Source organism: Solwaraspora sp. WMMA2080, assembly GCF_027497395.1.
In the GTDB taxonomy this organism is placed as follows: Bacteria; Actinomycetota; Actinomycetes; order Mycobacteriales; family Micromonosporaceae; genus Micromonospora_E.
This window is the reverse complement of the sequence record NZ_CP114910.1, coordinates 5,693,974-5,710,808: the sequence shown is the minus strand read 5'-3', so window position 1 is coordinate 5,710,808 and position 16,835 is coordinate 5,693,974. Positions and strand designations below refer to the sequence as shown.

At 70.8% G+C, this 16,835-nt stretch carries 22 protein-coding genes; 12 read left to right on the top strand and 10 right to left on the bottom strand.

Translation table 11 applies throughout. The features are described 5' to 3' along the window. Nucleotides 1–158 precede the first annotated feature (158 nt). The 5 genes from O7543_RS26210 to O7543_RS26190 form a co-directional block, all read right to left on the bottom strand. On the bottom strand, nucleotides 159–812 hold the full coding sequence (locus tag O7543_RS26210; protein WP_281551426.1) for a choice-of-anchor M domain-containing protein: 654 nt from the start codon (nucleotides 810–812) through the stop codon (nucleotides 159–161). Nucleotides 813–843: 31 nt separating this feature from the next. Continuing rightward, nucleotides 844–1,530, bottom strand: a complete 687-nt coding sequence (locus O7543_RS26205) for a choice-of-anchor M domain-containing protein (RefSeq protein ID WP_281551427.1) — start codon at nucleotides 1,528–1,530, stop codon at nucleotides 844–846. 59 nt (nucleotides 1,531–1,589) lie between these two features. After that, nucleotides 1,590–2,915 (bottom strand): GTP-binding protein, encoded by a 1,326-nt coding sequence (locus tag O7543_RS26200; protein ID WP_281551428.1) that lies wholly within the window; start codon nucleotides 2,913–2,915, stop codon nucleotides 1,590–1,592. Beyond that, on the bottom strand, nucleotides 2,912–3,091 hold the full coding sequence (gene rpmF, locus O7543_RS26195) for a 50S ribosomal protein L32 (protein ID WP_281551429.1): 180 nt from the start codon (nucleotides 3,089–3,091) through the stop codon (nucleotides 2,912–2,914). The genes O7543_RS26200 and rpmF overlap by 4 nt, the downstream gene beginning before the upstream one ends. A 110-nt stretch (nucleotides 3,092–3,201) precedes the next feature. Further along, nucleotides 3,202–3,570 (bottom strand): metalloregulator ArsR/SmtB family transcription factor, encoded by a 369-nt coding sequence (locus O7543_RS26190; RefSeq protein WP_281551430.1) that lies wholly within the window; start codon nucleotides 3,568–3,570, stop codon nucleotides 3,202–3,204. A 114-nt stretch (nucleotides 3,571–3,684) separates the two neighbouring features. Between O7543_RS26190 and O7543_RS26185 the strand changes: the two genes are divergently transcribed. Next, a complete protein-coding gene (locus O7543_RS26185) occupies nucleotides 3,685–5,592 on the top strand; it encodes a heavy metal translocating P-type ATPase (RefSeq protein ID WP_281555693.1) in 1,908 nt (635 codons plus the stop codon). A 22-nt stretch (nucleotides 5,593–5,614) separates the two neighbouring features. Here O7543_RS26185 and O7543_RS26180 read toward each other — a convergent pair whose 3' ends face one another. Further along, nucleotides 5,615–6,526, bottom strand: a complete 912-nt coding sequence (locus O7543_RS26180) for an AraC family transcriptional regulator (RefSeq protein ID WP_281551431.1) — start codon at nucleotides 6,524–6,526, stop codon at nucleotides 5,615–5,617. A gap of 90 nt (nucleotides 6,527–6,616) precedes the next feature. Between O7543_RS26180 and O7543_RS26175 the strand changes: the two genes are divergently transcribed. Next, entirely contained in the window at nucleotides 6,617–7,630 is a 1,014-nt protein-coding gene (locus O7543_RS26175) for an aldo/keto reductase (RefSeq protein WP_281551432.1), read from the top strand. 28 nt (nucleotides 7,631–7,658) lie between these two features. Here O7543_RS26175 and O7543_RS26170 read toward each other — a convergent pair whose 3' ends face one another. Beyond that, nucleotides 7,659–8,159 carry a DUF456 domain-containing protein gene (locus O7543_RS26170; RefSeq protein WP_281551433.1) on the bottom strand — a complete coding sequence of 167 codons (501 nt, stop codon included), beginning with the start codon at nucleotides 8,157–8,159 and terminating at the stop codon, nucleotides 7,659–7,661. 106 nt (nucleotides 8,160–8,265) lie between these two features. Here O7543_RS26170 and O7543_RS26165 point away from each other — a divergent pair, with 106 nt between their 5' ends. Further along, the gene (locus O7543_RS26165) at nucleotides 8,266–10,350 is read left to right on the top strand and encodes an alpha-glucuronidase (protein ID WP_281551434.1); all 2,085 of its coding nucleotides are present in this window, start codon (nucleotides 8,266–8,268) and stop codon (nucleotides 10,348–10,350) included. Nucleotides 10,351–10,360: 10 nt separating this feature from the next. Here the strand turns inward: O7543_RS26165 and O7543_RS26160 are convergent, their stop codons facing one another. Together O7543_RS26160 and O7543_RS26155 are read right to left on the bottom strand one after the other, a co-directional pair. Continuing rightward, nucleotides 10,361–10,609 (bottom strand): hypothetical protein, encoded by a 249-nt coding sequence (locus O7543_RS26160; RefSeq protein WP_281551435.1) that lies wholly within the window; start codon nucleotides 10,607–10,609, stop codon nucleotides 10,361–10,363. Next, on the bottom strand, nucleotides 10,606–11,190 hold the full coding sequence (locus O7543_RS26155) for a hypothetical protein (RefSeq protein ID WP_281551436.1): 585 nt from the start codon (nucleotides 11,188–11,190) through the stop codon (nucleotides 10,606–10,608). Before O7543_RS26155 ends, O7543_RS26160 begins: the two co-directional genes overlap by 4 nt. Before the next feature lie 299 nt (nucleotides 11,191–11,489). Here O7543_RS26155 and O7543_RS26150 point away from each other — a divergent pair, with 299 nt between their 5' ends. From O7543_RS26150 to O7543_RS26135, 4 genes are read left to right on the top strand one after another with little or no spacing between them, the layout of a single operon-like run. After that, entirely contained in the window at nucleotides 11,490–12,350 is an 861-nt protein-coding gene (locus O7543_RS26150) for a helix-turn-helix transcriptional regulator (RefSeq protein ID WP_281551437.1), read from the top strand. A gap of 11 nt (nucleotides 12,351–12,361) precedes the next feature. Next, nucleotides 12,362–12,565 carry a DUF397 domain-containing protein gene (locus O7543_RS26145; RefSeq protein WP_281551438.1) on the top strand — a complete coding sequence of 68 codons (204 nt, stop codon included), beginning with the start codon at nucleotides 12,362–12,364 and terminating at the stop codon, nucleotides 12,563–12,565. Between the two features lie 9 nt (nucleotides 12,566–12,574). Continuing rightward, on the top strand, nucleotides 12,575–12,802 hold the full coding sequence (locus O7543_RS26140; protein WP_281555694.1) for a DUF397 domain-containing protein: 228 nt from the start codon (nucleotides 12,575–12,577) through the stop codon (nucleotides 12,800–12,802). Nucleotides 12,803–12,831: 29 nt separating this feature from the next. Beyond that, on the top strand, nucleotides 12,832–13,335 hold the full coding sequence (locus tag O7543_RS26135; RefSeq protein WP_281551439.1) for an HAD domain-containing protein: 504 nt from the start codon (nucleotides 12,832–12,834) through the stop codon (nucleotides 13,333–13,335). On the opposite strand, the gene O7543_RS26130 is transcribed toward O7543_RS26135, so the two are convergent. Then, complete coding sequence (locus O7543_RS26130; protein ID WP_281551440.1) at nucleotides 13,325–13,531, bottom strand: hypothetical protein; 207 nt, start codon at nucleotides 13,529–13,531, stop codon at nucleotides 13,325–13,327. The two genes, O7543_RS26135 and O7543_RS26130, sit on opposite strands and share 11 nt — an antisense overlap. 59 nt (nucleotides 13,532–13,590) lie before the next feature. Here O7543_RS26130 and O7543_RS26125 point away from each other — a divergent pair, with 59 nt between their 5' ends. The 5 genes from O7543_RS26125 (at nucleotide 13,591) to O7543_RS26105 (ending at nucleotide 16,830) form a co-directional block, all read left to right on the top strand. Further along, nucleotides 13,591–13,803: a DNA-binding protein gene (locus O7543_RS26125; protein ID WP_281551441.1), complete on the top strand. Its 213-nt coding sequence runs from the start codon at nucleotides 13,591–13,593 to the stop codon at nucleotides 13,801–13,803. Nucleotides 13,804–13,818: 15 nt separating this feature from the next. Next, a complete protein-coding gene (locus tag O7543_RS26120) occupies nucleotides 13,819–14,481 on the top strand; it encodes a GNAT family N-acetyltransferase (protein WP_281551442.1) in 663 nt (220 codons plus the stop codon). Then, nucleotides 14,478–15,152 (top strand): nucleotidyltransferase domain-containing protein, encoded by a 675-nt coding sequence (locus tag O7543_RS26115; protein WP_281551443.1) that lies wholly within the window; start codon nucleotides 14,478–14,480, stop codon nucleotides 15,150–15,152. The genes O7543_RS26120 and O7543_RS26115 overlap by 4 nt, the downstream gene beginning before the upstream one ends. 125 nt (nucleotides 15,153–15,277) lie before the next feature. Continuing rightward, nucleotides 15,278–15,685 carry a YciI family protein gene (locus tag O7543_RS26110; protein WP_281555695.1) on the top strand — a complete coding sequence of 136 codons (408 nt, stop codon included), beginning with the start codon at nucleotides 15,278–15,280 and terminating at the stop codon, nucleotides 15,683–15,685. Next, nucleotides 15,682–16,830, top strand: a complete 1,149-nt coding sequence (locus O7543_RS26105) for a DUF6596 domain-containing protein (RefSeq protein WP_281551444.1) — start codon at nucleotides 15,682–15,684, stop codon at nucleotides 16,828–16,830. Before O7543_RS26110 ends, O7543_RS26105 begins: the two co-directional genes overlap by 4 nt. Nucleotides 16,831–16,835 lie beyond the last annotated feature (5 nt).

The following is a 16,835-nucleotide window of genomic DNA, read 5'->3' as shown; positions in this document are numbered from 1 at the left end:
GCCCTGCGCCCGCGCACCGCACGCTAGCACGCAAACGATAACCGTTGTCATACTCGATCCGGCGTGCAGCCGGTGCCGAACGGGTGATGTTCGGCACCGGCTGCACGGGTCGGCGGGTCGGATCAACCGACGAATCAACCACTCGGGTCGAACGGGGGTCAGCCGACCTCGAAGGTGAATTCCTCGGTGCTGCTCACCGGCTGCCCGTTCGACGCACGCACGCCGCTTACCTCGAACGTCGCCACGTAGGTGCCGGCCACGTCGAAGCCCCAGTTGACGTGGGCATGGGTGTTGCGGTTGACGTTCAGGCTGTCCGGCAGACCGTTGCCGCTGTCGAACAGCACCGTGGGCGTGCCGCCCGAGGCGGTGAAGATGCTGAACCCGCCCGGCCCCTGCACGCCGGTCAGCTTGAACACGACCCGGTTGAACTGCAACGCCCCGCTGGCCACCCCGGTGGTGTCCCAGCCGGCCCAGAGCAGCCCGGCGGTGTTGGTCTGCGGCAACACGTAGGCGTACCCCCCGCTGCCGAGGAACGACCAGGCGGAACCGGACGGCACCGCCGTGTGCGCGGCGGCAGGCACCACGAGGACCACGGTGGACGGGTCACGCTCGACGAAGGTAGCGCCGGTGTCATCGCCAACGGTGACCTCGATCGGCCCACCGGCGACATGATCGACATTGATGACATCGACGTGGCCACTGGTCAGTTCGACGGTCGTGGCCTGCGCCGGGGTGGGTACGGCGACCGCGAGCACCGCAGCGAGGGCACTCGACGCGATACCGGCAAGCAGCCGGCGGCCAGGAGTCTTCATCACACTGCTCCCTCCGGATTCCCGACGCACGTCAGGGCAGGACGACGAATCGCAGGTAGACCGAGTCGGACTCGACGACGGTCGTGGTGCCCGCCAGAGTGGCACTGGCCTTCACCTTGAGCAGGTAGACGCCCGCCTTGCTGAACGCCCAGTTGACGTGCAGGTGCTCACCGACCGCCAGGTCGACAACGTCCGGCAGCCCGTCGCGGCTGTTGGCCAGCACGGTCGGCTGCCCGAACAGGTCCTCGGTGTAGACCGCCATCTTGGCGGAGCTGGGGGCGCTGATCAGCTGCTGCACGGTCAGGTCGACCGAGTCGCCGGCGAAGACGCCCGCTTCGAGCTCCTCGGTGGCGAGGCCGGCGAAGAGCAGTTCCTCGTTCTCGATCTGCGGCAGGATCCACACCGGCGAGCCGGCGGCGCCGAGGAAGGCGAAGGCCGGGTCACTGGGCACGGTGGCCTTCGCCTGGGGCTTGACGACGAAGATCACGTCGTCGTGGTGGCGGTGCTCACCCGGCTCGACGGTGTCGTCGTGGACGCCGAGCTCCAGCTCACCGTCCTCGTACTCGACCTCGATGACGTCGACGTGTCCTTCATGCAGGACCACGGGCAGGCCGGTGCCGTGTGCCTGCGCCGGAGTGGCCGAAACCACCAGCGCGGCGATCATCGCGGCGCTGGCGACGAGCGCACCGGCGGCCCGCCGGCGAGTTGCGGTCGACATGGGACAGACTCCCTCCCGGTGGTCCCTGGTGGACCACCGGGAGCTAACGGTAATCGTTTTCAACTTATCGCGGTAGGGGTGCGACCTGTCTGAGTCGACACATGTCCATGTTCGTCCAGCTCGCCGACATCCCAGTCGGGAAACGGGTCCGGCAGCTCGCGCCATGCCGCGAGCCCGGCGACCAGCCCCGCTCCGGCCGCCGCGAGCTCGGCATCGGTGAGCAGCGCGCCGTCCAGCGCCGCCCGTAGCCGCTCGCCATCGAGCCCGATGCCGATGAACACCAGCTCCTGGTGCCGGTCGCCGAAGACCGGATCCCACCGGGACTCCAGGTCGGCCCGCTCGGCCGGGTCGTCGGGCCACTCACCGGAGCTGGCCACCGGCACCCCCGCCGGGTCGCACCGCGCCGACGGACCGGCCTGCGACCACAGTGCCTGCACATCGGGCCGGGTCGCCAGCCAGAGAAAGCCCTTCGACCGTACGACGCCGAAGCTGTCCAGCTCGGCGAGCAGATCCCAGAGCCGCTGCGGATGAAACGGCGCGACCGCCCGGTAGACGATGCTGCTGATGCCGTACTCGATCGTCTCCGGCACGTGCTCGCCGTTGAGTTCGGCGACCCAACCGGGAGCGGTCTCGGCCGCCTCCAGATCGAACCGCCCGGTGTCGAGCACCTCGCCCAACGGGACCTGCGCCCGCACGGTCCGCAGCTGACGGGCCTTCGGGTTCAGCCTGGTCACCAGCGCCTCGACCGTCGCCAACTCGGCCGACCCGACCAGGTCGGTCTTGTTGACCAGGATCACGTCGGCGAACTCGATCTGGTCGACCAGCAGGTCGGCGATGGTGCGGTCATCGTCGTCGTACGCGGCCAGCCCACGCTGCTCCAACGACTCGCCGGCCCGCAACTGGGCGATCAGGTGCGGCGCGTCGACGACAGTGACCATGGTGTCCAGCCGGGCGATGTCGGCCAGCACCCCACCGTCGTCGGTGCCGAAGGCGAACGTGGCCGCCACCGGCAGTGGTTCGGAGATGCCGCTGGACTCGATCACCAGGTAGTCGAAGCGGCCCAGCCGAGCCAGTCGGGCGATCTCCACCAGCAAGTCGTCGCGCAGGGTGCAGCAGATGCAGCCGTTGGTCATCTCGACCAGGCGTTCCTCGGTACGCGACAGGCTACCGCCGTCGCGCACCAGCGCGGCGTCGATGTTGATCTCGCTCATGTCGTTGACAATGACCGCGACCCGCCGCCCTTCCCGGTTGGCCAAGATGTGGTTGAGCAGGGTGGTCTTGCCCGCACCGAGGAATCCGGACAGCACCGTTACCGGCAGCCGACGGTCACTGGCCACCGCGCCGGCCGTCGCACCGTTCCCCTCGCTGGCCACCGCACCGGTCATCGCGGATCCTCGACCTGGCGGCCCCGGTACAGGCCGCAGTGTGCGCAGGCCCGGTGCGGCAGGATCTTCTCCTGTCGCGGGCAGGGGCAGGTCACCAGCATCGGCACCGCCGCCTTCCACTGGGCGCGCCGGTGGCGGGTGTTCGACCGCGAGGTGCGGCGCTTCGGTACGGCCATGGACGGCCTCCTCTCGTCTACCCAGACGATAACGGAAGCCGTTTTCATTAAGTAGGACCGACGCGGCCGGTTTCGACTCCACCACAGGTGACCGGCCCCGAGCCAGGCGCTCACCCGTGGTGATCGGAGACCCGCTCCCCCGGCCCGTGGTCGGGCAGCTCGCGGTCGGCATGGTCGGCGTGGAACAGCGCCTCGGCCAGCAACTGCCGGACGTGCACGTCTGCGGCCGAGTAGTAGACGAATGTGCCCTCCCGGCGACCCCGGACCAGCCCGGCGAGCCGCAGCTTGGCCAGGTGCTGGCTGACCGCCGTCGGCGCGGCACCGACCAACTCGGCCAGGCAGGCGACCGACGACTCACCCTGCAGCAGCGCCCAGAGAATCTTGATCCGGGTGGGGTCGGCGAGCAGGCGGAACGTCTCCGCGGCCAGGTGCACCTGCTCCTCGACCGGCATCCGGAAATCCGGAATCGAGGTGTGCATGCCGGTCAGACTAGTCGAGGCCGCCTACTTGCATATCTGCATAGCTGCGCAGCTATTGTAATGGCCGTGCTCATCGATACCCCGCCGTACGCGCCCCCGAAACGCGCCGAGCGCCTGGCCGACGCCACCCGCCGTACCCCGATCTGGGCGCTGCCCGAGGTCCGCTGGGCGACCGCCGCGACCGCGCTGTTCGCCCTCGGCGGCACGCTGCACCTGGCCGGAGCCCCGGCGTGGAGCTGGTGGGCCGCCTACCTTGCCTGCTACGTCGCCGGCGGTTGGGAACCAGGCTGGTCCGGACTGCGCGCACTACGCGAACGCACCCTCGACGTCGACCTGCTGATGGTGGTCGCCGCGATCGGGGCCGCCGCCGTCAACCAGGTCTTCGACGGCGCCCTGCTGATCGTCATCTTCGCCACCTCCGGCGCGCTGGAAGCGCTCACCACTCGACGAACCGCCGACGCCGTCCACAGCCTGCTCGACCTGGCCCCGCCCCAGGCGACGCGGATCGTCGACGGCGCCGAACAGCGGGTCGACACCGTCACACTGCGCGTCGGCGACGTCATCCTGGTCCGCCCCGGCGAGCGGATCGGCGCCGACGGACAGGTTGTCGACGGCGCCAGCGAGGTCGACCAGGCCACCATCACCGGCGAGCCGCTACCGGTGGACCGCAGCCACGGCGACGACGTGTACGCCGGCACCCTCAACGGCACCGGAGCGCTACGGGTCCGGGTGACCACCCCGGCAGGCGAGACCGTCGTCGCCCGGATCGCCGCCATGGTCGAGGAGGCCGCCGCCAGCAAGGCACCCACCCAGCTGTTCATCGAACGGATCGAGCAGCGCTACTCGGTCGGAGTCGTGGTCGCGACTCTCGCCCTGTTCGGCATCCCGCTCGCCCTCGGCGACAGCCTCACCGACGCCCTGCTGCGGGCGATGACCTTCATGATCGTCGCTTCCCCCTGTGCCGTGGTGCTGGCGACCATGCCGCCGCTGCTCGCCGCGATCGCCACCGCCGGCAGACACGGCGTACTGGTCAAATCCGCCGGGGTGATCGAACGCCTCGGCCGTGCCGACCTGGTCGCCTTCGACAAGACCGGCACCCTCACCGAAGGTCGGCCCCGAGTCACCGCCGTCCACCCCGTACCCGGTGATCCGGCCACCGGCGACGCGGACCAACTGCTGGCTCTCGCCGCCGCCGCCGAACTGCCCAGCGAACACCCGATCGGTGTCGCCGTGGTCGCCGCCGCCCGCGACCGCCAGTTGGCGATCGCCGCCACCGACACGTTCGCCGCACTACCAGGGCGCGGCGTCACGGCCCGCGTCGTTGACCGGCAGGTGGCCGTGGCCAGCCCGGCCCAGCTGCTGACCGCCACCGACGACGGGGCCCGCCGGCTGGTCGCCGAAGTGGAGTCCGCCGGCCAGACCGCCGTCGTGGTCGCCGTCGACGGCACGCCGGCAGCCGTCCTCGCGCTCACCGACCGGTTGCGACCCGGCGCGGCCCCGGTCACCGCCGCGCTGCGTGCCCTGACCGGGCGGTCGCCGGTGCTGCTCACCGGCGACAACCCGCAGGCAGCCGGCGGGCTGGCCGCCGAGGTCGGCATCGACGAGGTACGGGCCGGTCTGCTGCCGCAGGACAAGGTCGCCGCGGTACGGCAACTGCAGGCCGGCGGCCGGCGGGTGCTGGTGATCGGCGACGGAGTCAACGACGCACCGGCGCTGGCCACCGCGCACACCGGCGTCGCGATGGGTGGCGTCGGTGCCGACCTCGCCCTGGAGACCGCGGACACCGTCATCGTCCGCGACGACCTGACCACCATCCCCGCGCTTGTCGCCCTCGCCCGGCGGGCCCGGCGCTGCGTGGTCGCCAACCTGGTCATCGCCGGCACCGTCATCGTGGTCCTGGCGACCTGGGACATCGTCGGCCACCTGCCGCTGCCGCTCGGCGTCGCCGGGCACGAGGGCTCCACCATCCTGGTCGCGCTCAACGGCATGCGGCTGCTGCGCCGCTCGGCCTGGCAGCAGTGACGGCCCCGGCGCGCAGCGACGCTCAGGCTGTCGGCGACCGCCCCGAAGCTGCCGACGCCAGGTCGCTAGCGCGCCGCCGGGCCGCATCGCGACCTGGCGGTACGCCGTACGCCCGCCGGTACTCGCGGTTGAACTGGGTCGCGCTGACGTACCCGACCGTCCTGGCCACTCCAGCGGCGGTGTCGGCGCCAGCGACCAGCAGCCGCCGGGCCTGCTGCAGCCGCAAGGACTTTTGGAACCGCATCGGGCTCATCCCGGTCACCGCCTTGAAGTGCCGGTGCAGGGTCGCCACGCTCAGGTGGGCCGCCGCCGCGATCTGCTCGACCGTCAACGGCTCGGCGTACCGGGCCCGGATCAGCCCGGCCGCCGCCCGGACCTGCGACAACCGGGACTCGGCAACGGTGAGCTGACGCAGCGCCGGCCCGAGCGGGCTGCTCAACAGCCGGTACAGGATCTCGCCCTCCATCCGGGCGGCGAGCGGCCGGATGTCGGCCGGGTCGTCGAGCAGCCGTACCCACCGGGTGACCGCCTCGACGATCCCCGGGGTCATCGCCGCCGTGGTCAACGCGGCCGGCTCTGCCGACCCGGCCGGCGGCGACGGTGGCTCGTCCAGCTCCAGCAGCAGATCGGCGAGCATCCGCCCGTCCAGACGCAGCACCGCCGACCGGTACGGCACCTGCTCGAACACGGCGGTCACCGGCAGCTCCACCGAGCTGAGGAACATCGCCCCCCGGCCGACCAGCCAGCTGCGCTCACCGGCGGTGCTGCGTTTCGCGCCCCGGGCCACGAAGCAGACCATCGGCTCGTACAGCAGATCGGTCGGCCCGGCCCGCTCGTCGTCGAAGCGGACCAGCCGCAGCCGGGGCACGGCGGTCTCGACCGCCGGCACCGGGCAGCAGTGCCGGGCGACGACCCGTGCCAGCTCGTCTATCATCGATCGCCCCGCCGTCAGTGAGAGGATCAGGCAAGAGTACGCGGAGCGCGCCCCATGCCGGCACCCCCGGGGCGGACATAGCGTCGGGGCATGACACAGACAACGAACGGCCGGCAGCTGCCCCGGCGCGAACTCGGATCGCAGGGGCTCGAAGTCGGTGCGATCGGCCTCGGCACGATGGGCATGACCATGGCGTACGGTCCGGCCGACCCGGCCAGCGGCATCGCCACCATCGGTCGGGCGTACGAACTCGGCGTCACCATGTTCGACACCGCCGAGCTGTACGGAATGGGCACCGGCAGCAACGAGCAACTGCTCGGCAAGGCGGTACGCGGCTTCCGTGACGACGTGGTGCTCGCCACCAAGTTCGGCCTCGACCTGACCGACCCGAGCCGGTTCGGTACCGCGTTCGACAGCCGGCCGGAACACATCCGCGAGGTCACCCACAACAGTCTGCGCCACCTCGGCACCGACCACATCGACCTGCTCTACCAACACCGGGTCGACCCGAACGTACCGATCGAGGACGTCGCCGGCACTGTCGGTGAGCTGATCGCCGAAGGCAAGGTGCGCTACTTCGGGCTCAGTGAAGCCGGCCCGGACATCATCCGGCGGGCGCACACCGTCCACCCGGTGTCGGTGCTGCAGACCGAGTACTCGGTGTTCGAGCGGGCGGTGGAGCCGCAGGTGCTGCCGACGGTCCGCGAGCTGGGCATCGGATTCGTTGCGTACTCGCCGCTCGGCCGCGGCTTCCTGACCGGCGCGGTCCGGCCCGCCGCCGAATACCCGGACGGTGACATGCGGACCTGGGACGAACGCTGGCAGCCGGGCAACTACGAACAGAACCTGGCCGCGGTGCGCGAGCTGACCGCGATGGCCGCTGCCAAGGGCGTCGCGGTCACCCAGCTCGCCCTGGCCTGGCTGCTCGCCCAGGGCGACGACATCGTGCCGATCCCGGGCACCCGCAACCCGCAACGGCTCGCCGAGAACGTGGCGGCCGCGTCTGTTGTGCTCAGCCCGGCCGAGGTCGACCGGATCCGCGAGATCCTGCCGCACGGCGCGGCCGGCTCCCGCTACCCGGCCGCCCGGATGCCGGTCTGGTGACTTTCCCACTGCCCGGCCTGCTCGTGGTTCAGGCCGCGAGCAGGCCGAGCAGCCACAGCCCGGCAATCGCGAACGCGGCACCCAGCTCGATCAGCATCGCCAGCCCGACCGCCAACACCGCGCGCTTCGTGGCCGGCCAGGCGGCGGCGAAGTCACCGAGCCGCTGCCGCTCGGCCAGCCAGACGCCGAGCACGAAGCCGACCACCAGGCCGAGCACCGGGACGACGAAGAAGCCGACCAGGCCCAGCGCGCCGCCGACCAGCAGCGACCGGTTGGGTACGCCGGCCCGTTTCAGGTCCCGCCCCGGCCACAGATACTTGGTCACCGTGCCACCGACTGCGATCAGGGTCGCCACGGCGACGACCAGCCACCGGCCGCCACCGGCGTCGCTGAAGATCGCCCAGCCGAGCACGCCGGCCCAGCAGAGCAGCAGACCGGGCAGGATCGGCACGAGCACGCCGATCAGCCCGATCAGGATTGCCAGGCCGCTGAGCAGGGTGACCAGCGTCTGCGTGTCGTCGAGATCCACACCGACAGGGTGACCGACGACCGCCAGCGTGGCGAGCCCGGCGTTGTCGCAGGGCTGCGATTCGGGTACGGATCCGAAACAATGTCCGAAACCTCGGGAGGATCGCGTGGCCGCTGCCGCACCGGCAACCGATGTCCATCCGGCCTGGCTGCCGGCGCAGGCATGGCGTGCCATCGGGGCACGGCACACCCTGGTCTCCGGTGACGAGAAGCTCGTCGCCACCGTGTACGCCGAGGTGCGGGCGGCCTGCGCCCGGTTCGGCGGATCGGTGACCCGGCTGTCGGTCGACGGCGAGGCCGATCTGATGCTGGCGTTGACCGGCGCCGCCCGTCCCGGTCGAACAGCCGACGCCTCCGGACCGGCCGATGCTCCCGGCGGCCTCGACGACGAGGGCTACACGATCGGCCGCGCCGGCAGCCTCACCACGGTCACCGCCGACACCCCCGCCGGGCTGCTGTACGGGCTGTTCCACGTGGTCAGGCTCGGCGAGTCGGCGTTCGGCGACGACATCCCGACGCGGACGCACCGGCCGGCGATCGGCCGGCGGATGCTCGACCACTGGGACAACATCGACGTGCACCCGGTGATGGGGCAGGTGGAGCGGGGCTACTCCGGCGGGTCGATCTTCTGGCGGGACGGCGCGATCACCGACGACCTGGACCGGGTCAGGGCGTACGCCCGGCTGCTCGCCGCCAGCGGCGTCAACGCGATCACCATCAACAACGTCAACGTGGGTCGCACCGAGGCGCGGCTGCTCACTGACCGGCTCGACGACGTCGCCACCTTCGCCGACATCTTCCGCCCGTACGGCATCCGGCTGCACCTGTCGGTGACCTTCGCCGCGCCGATGGTGCTCGGGGGCCTGGCCACCGCCGACCCGCTCGACGCGGCGGTACGCGACTGGTGGGCGACCACCACCGCCCAGGTCTACGCCACGGTGCCCGACTTCGGCGGGTACGTGGTCAAAGCCGACTCGGAGGGCCAGCCCGGCCCGTTCGCGTACGGGCGCAGCCACGCCGACGGCGCCAACCTGCTCGCCGACGCCCTCGCCCCGCACGGCGGGGTGGTGCACTGGCGGGCGTTCGTCTACAACCACCGGCAGGACTGGCGGGACCGCACCACCGACCGCGCGCGGGCGGCGTACGACCATTTCGCCCCGCTCGACGGCCAGTTCCGCGACAACGCGATCGTGCAGGTCAAGTACGGGCCGATCGACTTCCAGACCAGGGAGCCGGTGTCCCCGGTGATCGGCGCGATGCCGGCCACCCGGCTGTCCGTGGAACTGCAGGTGACCCAGGAGTACACCGGCCACCAGCTGCACGTCTGCTACCTGCCTCCGCTGTGGAGCGAGGTGCTCGGCTTCCGGTTCGACGGCGACAGCCTGGAGGCCGACGGGGACGTCAGCGGTGACGCGGGGTCGTCGGTCGCCGCGATCGCCGCGCGGGGCGGCACCCTGGCCGCCGTGTCGAACGTCGGCGACGACCCGTTCTGGTGCGGGCACCCGCTCGCCCAGGCCAACCTGTACGCGTTCGGCCGGCTCGGCTGGGACCCGACCGCCGACCCGGCCGCGCTGCTCGACGAGTGGATCGACCTGACCTTCCCGGCCGGCGCGGTCTCCGATCCGGCGCAGTTGCGGCAGGCACTGCACGCGATGATGGACGGCTCGTGGCGCACCTATGAGCGGTACACCGCCCCACTGGGTGTCGGCTTCATGGTCAACCCCGGCAACCACTACGGTCCGTCCGTCGACGGGTACGAGTACACCCCGTGGGGCACCTACCACTTCGCCGACCGCGACGGCGTGGGCGTGGACCGGACCCTGGCCACCGGCACCGGTTACACCGGGCAGTATCCGAAGCCCTGGTCGCAGGTGTACGAGTCGCTGACCGACTGCCCCGACGAGCTGCTGCTGTTCTTCCACCACGTGCCGTACGGTCATGTGCTGCACAGCGGCTCGACGGTCATCCAGCACATCTACGACACCCACTTCGCCGGGGCCGACGAGGCGATCGCCATGCGGGAACGGTGGCTGGACATCGCTGACATCGGCCTCGACTCCGCCCTGTACGCCCGGGTCGCCGACCGCCTCGACGAGCAGGTCCGCTCGGCGCGGGAGTGGCGCGACCAGATCAATACCTACTTCTTCCGCAAGTCCGGCGTCCCGGACGCGCACGGCCGCCGGATCCACTGACTGGCCTCCCTTACAGGTCGAGTGGCGCGCCGGAGTCGACCCGGAACGGGTACGGCCGCTCGGCGACACTCGGGGGCCACGTCGGGTCCGGCGGCTCCGGGGCGGCGGTGGTGGCGGTGATCCCACCCCAGCGGTCGCGGCAGACGTAGGCGAGGTCGGCGTGGATCCAGACGCCGTCGTTGTCGCGCAGCACCGGCCGGCCGCAGTGCCGGCACGGCGCGACCCTGGGGTACGGCGGCGTGGCCGGGGTGTCCGTCATGGCAGGTTGACGTCGACATCGGCGTCGGCGTCCCCGTCGCCCCAGCTCAGCCCGCCCAGGCCGGCCGCCCGGTGGAACCCGGCGTGGTAGCGGACCTCCGCGCACACCTCACCGTCCGGTCCACGTACGCCGCAGAACAGCGGCTCGTTGAAGTTCCACGCCTCGGCCCGCGACAGCAGCGGCGTGTACTCGCCCAGCTCCGGGCACAGGATGGTGAGCCCTTCGGCGTACGCGACGGCCTGCTCGCGCGCTTCGTCGAAGTCGGCGGCGGCGAAGGTCAGGTGCAGTGTGTACCGGCCGCGCCGGTCGGGCCGTAACCAGTCCGGCAGGTTGCCGCCCCGGTCCCCGCCACCGCCGTTGACCCGCCCGACCGGACGGCAGCGCTCGCGTTCGTTGAGGTAGCGGTTGACCAGCGCTTCGGCGTGCCCGGCAGGGCCGGCGTCGGCTCCGAGGGCGTGTGCGACGGCGGCCCGTGCCGGTTCGGACAGGTCAGCCCGATCGAGTACGGCGAACAGGTCCCGGTTGCGCTCGGTCGGGTCGAGGGTCGGGTCGGTCCAGCGTGCTGAACGGTTGTCGGTCACGGACACCTCCAAGGGCAGGTACTCGCAGTTCACCGTCGTGGAGCAACTCGCGCGAGGTGGAGGAAGGCTGCCGTACGGGGAACGACAGCCTTCCTCCGCTCGACCCACCGCCACAGACCCTCGCGTCCCTGACGGCGGGGAGTTACCCGGCGAGACCTCGACCTCGCCGCCTAGATCATGATGTGAATCATTCACTTCGACTAACATCTGAACACATCAGTAAGATCAAGACCAGTCCCTATAGGAGAAAACTTTGGACGGTAGTTGAACCTCGTCATGCAGTCCGCGAGACTTGCTGGATGCCAGAGAAGCGAGACCGGCGGACCCCCACCGTGCGCGGACGTCAACTGGGTCTGGAGCTGAAGCGCCTACGCACCGAGGCGAGGCTGACCGCAGACCAGGTCGCTGAGGAGATCGGCTGCTCGCAGGGCAAGATCTCCCGCATCGAACTCGCCCAGACCAGCGTCAGCAAGGGCGACCTCTACCTGATGCTCAACCTGTTCGGCGTCACCGACCCCGCACGACAGGAGCAGTACTGGCGCCTGGCCAAGGAGGCCCGTGGACGCGGCTGGTGGGAGGACTACCGCGACACCATCACCAGCGAGTTGAGCACCTACATCGCCTTCGAGACTGAGGCATCCGGGCTCCGCACCTGGTCATGGGGCACGATCAACGGCCTACTACAGACAGAGGAGTACGCGAGGGCGACCTTCACCGGCGAGCCAGCCGGACGAGACCGGACGCCGCACGACATCGACAAGCACGTCGAGGCGAGGCTGGCCCGCCAGCACCGGCTCACCGAGGACGCGCTGAAGCAGTGGGCCATCCTGGACGAGTCCCTGCTGCACCGGCCGATCGGCGGACCGGAAATCTTCAAGGCTCAGCTGGACCGCTTGCTGGCACCGCCCAGCAGCGTGACCATCCAGGTCCTCAAGCAGCAGACAGTCTGGCACGCGGGCCTCAACGGCGCCTTCACGATCATGGACTTCCCTGAGCATCCGTCGGTCGTCTTCGTCGAGACACTGACGGGCGACCTGGATGTGGAAGGCGAGAGAGACGTCAGGCGGTATAGCCTGGCGTTCGACTACCTACGCGCGACGGCAGCCGGAGTCGAGGAGTCACGAGAGTTGATCGCTCGTGCACGGGACAGCATCGAGTAGGGATGGCGGCAATGGACCTCTCCAAAGCGAACTGGCGAAAGAGCAGCCGCTCCAGCGGCGGCGGAAGCGGCGACTGCGTCGAGGTGGCTGACCTTGACATCGCCGTAGGCGTACGGGACAGCAAGGACGCCACCGGCCCAGCTCTGCTGTTCAGCCCGGCTGCCTTCACCAACTTCCTGTCCGGCCTCAAGGACTACGAGTCCGCGGAGGGCTGATCCAGCTTGCTGCAACGATCTCGGACGGACGGACACGAGGTAATCGCGCAGGACCCGCCCCACGCCCACTGGCGCAAGAGCAGCCGCAGCAGCGCCAGCGGGTCAGACTGCGTCGAGGTGGCCACGCTGGCCGGTGGCACCATCGGCGTACGCGACTACAAGGACCCGAACGGCCCGGCGCTCCTCTTCCCCGCCGGAGCCTGGACGGCGTTCCTCACCACAGTGTCCAGCCGCTGACGCGGCCGGTCTGCCTTTCGACGACGCCGGTGCCAGCCAGCTGCCCGTACGTGTTCCTCGACGTCGACGGCGTACTAATTCCTTTCGCCGCCCGTGCCACTGGCCGCGCGCCTTCGCCCGTCGCCGCAGCCGATCTTGATGTCGGTGGTAATCCGCTGCTGGAACGGCTCGATCCGGAGGACGGACGCCAGCTGCTGGCGCTCGATGGTCAACTGGTCTGGGCGACCACGTGGATGGCCGAGGCGAACGACGTCGTAGCGCCGCTGCTCGGCCTGCCGGAGCTGCCGGTCGTCTCGTGGCCGGACTCCGATGACGAGCCTCCGCGCGGCGTGCACTGGAAGGCGGCGTTCCTCACCAGCTGGGCGGCCGGGCGTACCTTCGTCTGGCTCGACGACGAGATCACCGACCTGGACCGGCAGTGGGTCACCAGGAACCACCCTGGCAAGGCGCTACTGCACCGCATCGACCCGCAACTCGGCCTCACCGACGCCGACTTCTCCACCATCCGCCAGTGGCTCAGGGCTACCACGTAGCGTTGAACTCGGCGTACGCCGCAGCGTCCTCGCCGGCAAGGGTGGCGTGCAAGGCAGCAGCAGCATCGACGGCGCGCCGATCCAGGTACTCACGGATCGCCCACGCGATCAGAGCAAACCGGTTGCCCCCGGTAACAGCAGCGGCAAGTTCCTCGCCGAGGTCATCGTCGGGCGTGATCAGAATGCTCACGGTCATGCCGCCGACGCTATCAACGACCAAGGCCCGAGCACGGCCACGCCGGCTACGGTGGGCGGATGAGCACTCGCCATCTGCCCGCCCAGATCGGTGACCTGCCGCCGATCGGACGGCCTGCCAACAGTGCCCTGCTGGCAGCCGGCGTCACCACCCTCGCCCAGGTCGCCACCTACCGTCGCGCCGATCTGCTGGCCATGCACGGGATCGGCCCGAAGGCCGTCGGCATCCTCGCCACCGCGCTGGCCGAACGCGGCCTCGGCTTCGCCGACTGACGGAGGAGACGCCGGATGACCTCGCCTGATGGTGTCCGCCCACCAGCCCGCCATGATCACTTGACGTTCTGCTGGGAGAGCATCGGCGTGTCGCCCAGCAGAACGTCAAGTGATCATGATGGACCGCGGCCCGCCGACGCACCGGCACTCGTACGCGAGGCCACGCTCGCTGATGTCGACCAGCTGACCGAGGTGCACACGCTGGCCCGCACCGCCTACTACACGGCGGCAGGTGGGCTCGACCCGGCCGACCCGTCGCTGTCGTCCCCCGCTGCGTACGCCGAACGCCGCACCGCTTGGGCGAACGCGGTCACCTCGCCGGAGCTGTTCACCGTCGCCGCTGTCCTCGACAGCCGGGTCGTCGGCTGCGCGGCGATGGGACCCGCCTTCGCCGGTCATGTCGACCCGGGCCGCGTCGGTCAGCTCTACCAGATCCACGTGCTCCCCGACTGCTGGGGTCGAGGGATCGGTGGACTGCTGCACGACGCGTTCGTCGCGTACCTGGAGAGGACCGGCCGGACCGGCGGGCTGCTGGAGGCGTGGGAACGTAACGGTCGGGCCCAGCGCTTCTACGCCGCTCGGGGCTGGCAGGCCGACGGCCACAGCCGCCCCGGCCCGGGCGACACCCGCTATATCTACCTTCAGCTCGGCCGGGCAGCGGTACCCTGCCCGGCGTGAACGAGCTCGTCGAGCGGCACACTGTCCTCGCCGTCGTCGTCGGATCCCGGGCGTACGGGCTGCACGGGCCGGACTCCGACTACGACCGGCGCGGCGTGTACGTGGCCCCGACCCGTGCGTTCTGGCAGCTGGACAAGCCGCCCACCCACCTCGACGGGCCGGCACCGGAGCAGTTCTCCTGGGAGTTCGAACGCTTCTGCACCCTGGCGTTACAGGGCAATCCGACCGTCCTGGAGGTGCTCTGGTCCCCGCTGATCGAGACGCTGCGCGAGGACGGCGAGCAGTTGCTGGCCGTCCGGCAGGCGTTCCTGTCGACGCGACTCGCCCAGACGTACGGCGGCTACGCCCGCGACCAGCTCGACCGGGTGGCGGCCCGCCGCGAACGCACCGGCGAGACCAACCACAAGCAGGCCATGCACATGATCCGGCTGCTGACCGCCGGTGCCCACGTGCTGCGGACCGGGGAGGTCCTGGTCGACGTGGGACCGTCGCGGGACCGGCTGCTCGCGGTCCGGCGCGGCGAGCTGCCGTGGACGGCGGTCACCCGCTGGGCGGCGGATCTGCTGGCCGAGCTCGACGACGCGGCGGCCGGCACCGTACTGCCGGAGCAGCCCGACCGGGCCGCCGTCGACCGGCTGCTCATCGGCGTACGGGAAAGAAACCTGCGGTGACGGGCGCGCGGGGTCGTTGAAGTTTCCCGGAGAAATTCCGCGCCGGCATGTCGAGAACCCGGGAGCGGCTCCGTCCCAGGTGCGAACACGGCCACAATGGGCCGTACCTCACCAAGGAGAACATGATGGCCAAGTACCTGCTGCTCAAGCACTACCGGGGCGCGCCGGCGGCGGTCAACGACGTACCCATGGACAAGTGGGAGCCGGCGGAGGTCACGGCCCACATCCAGTACATGAATGACTTCGCCGCCCGGCTGGAGGGCACCGGCGAGTTCGTCGACGGTCAGGCGCTCTCCCCGGAGGGCACCTTCGTCCGCTACGACGGCGAAGGCCGGCCACCGGTCACCGACGGCCCGTTCGCCGAGACCAAGGACCTGATCGCCGGCTGGATGGTGATCGACGTGGAGAACTACGAGCGCGCGATCGAGCTGGCCGGCGAACTGTCCGCAGCTCCCGGTGCCGGTGGCAAGCCGATCCACGAGTGGATCGAGGTGCGGCCGTTCTACGCCGAGCAGCCCACGGCCACCGAGTGAACGAGTCCCTGCTGCGGGAGCTGGTGCCCGCGGTGATCGGCGTCCTCGTCCGCCGCGGAGCCGACTTCGCGGCGGCCGAGGACGCCGTGCAGGACGCCCTGGTCGAGGCGGTACGCGGATGGCCCGACGACCTGCCGCGCGATCCCAAGGGCTGGCTGGTCACGGTGGCCTGGCGCAGGTTCCTCGACGCCGTCCGCGCCGACACCTCCCGGCGGCGGCGGGAGGAGCTGGTCGACGCCGAGCCCGCGCCCGAGCAGGGGGCGGCGGCGACGGATGACACGCTGGCGCTGTACTTCCTGTGTGCGCACCCGGCCCTGACCCCGGCCTCGGCGGTCGCGCTCACGCTGCGCGCGGTCGGCGGGCTGACCACGCGGCAGATCGCGCAGGCCTACCTGGTGCCGGAGGCGACCATGGCCCAGCGGATCAGCAGGGCCAAACGGACCGTCGCCGGCGTCCGGTTCGACCAGCCCGGTGACGTCGCCACCGTGCTGCGCGTGCTCTACCTGGTCTTCAACGAGGGGTACTCCGGTGACGTGGACCTCGCCGCCGAGGCGATCCGGCTCACCCGCCAACTGGCAGGCATGATCGACAATACGGAGGTCGCCGGCCTGCTGGCGCTGATGCTGCTGCACCACGCCCGGCGTCCGGCCCGCACCGGTCCCGAGGGTCGGCTCGTGCCGCTCGCCGAGCAGGACCGCAGCCGGTGGGACACCGCACTCATCACCGAGGGCGTCGACGTGCTCCAGTCCGCCCTCACCCGCGACCGGCTGGGCGAGTTCCAGGCCCAGGCTGCCATCGCCGCGCTGCACGCCGACGCGCAGACCGCTGAGGAGACCGACTGGGTGCAGATCGTCGAGTGGTACGACGAACTGGTACGCCTCACCGACAACCCGGTGGCACGACTCAACCGGGCCGTCGCGCTCGGCGAGGCCGACGGCGGGCGAGCCGGTCTGGCCGCCCTGGCAGAGCTCGACCCGGCCCTGCCCCGGTACGCCGCCGTTGCGGCACACCTGCACGAGCGCGACGGGGATCCGGCGACCGCGGCACGGCTGTACGCGCAGGCCGCCCGGTCAGCGCCCAACCTGCCCGAACGCGACCACCTCACGCGACAGGCCGCCCGGCTCAACGCGCAGCTGCGAAGTTGACGGTG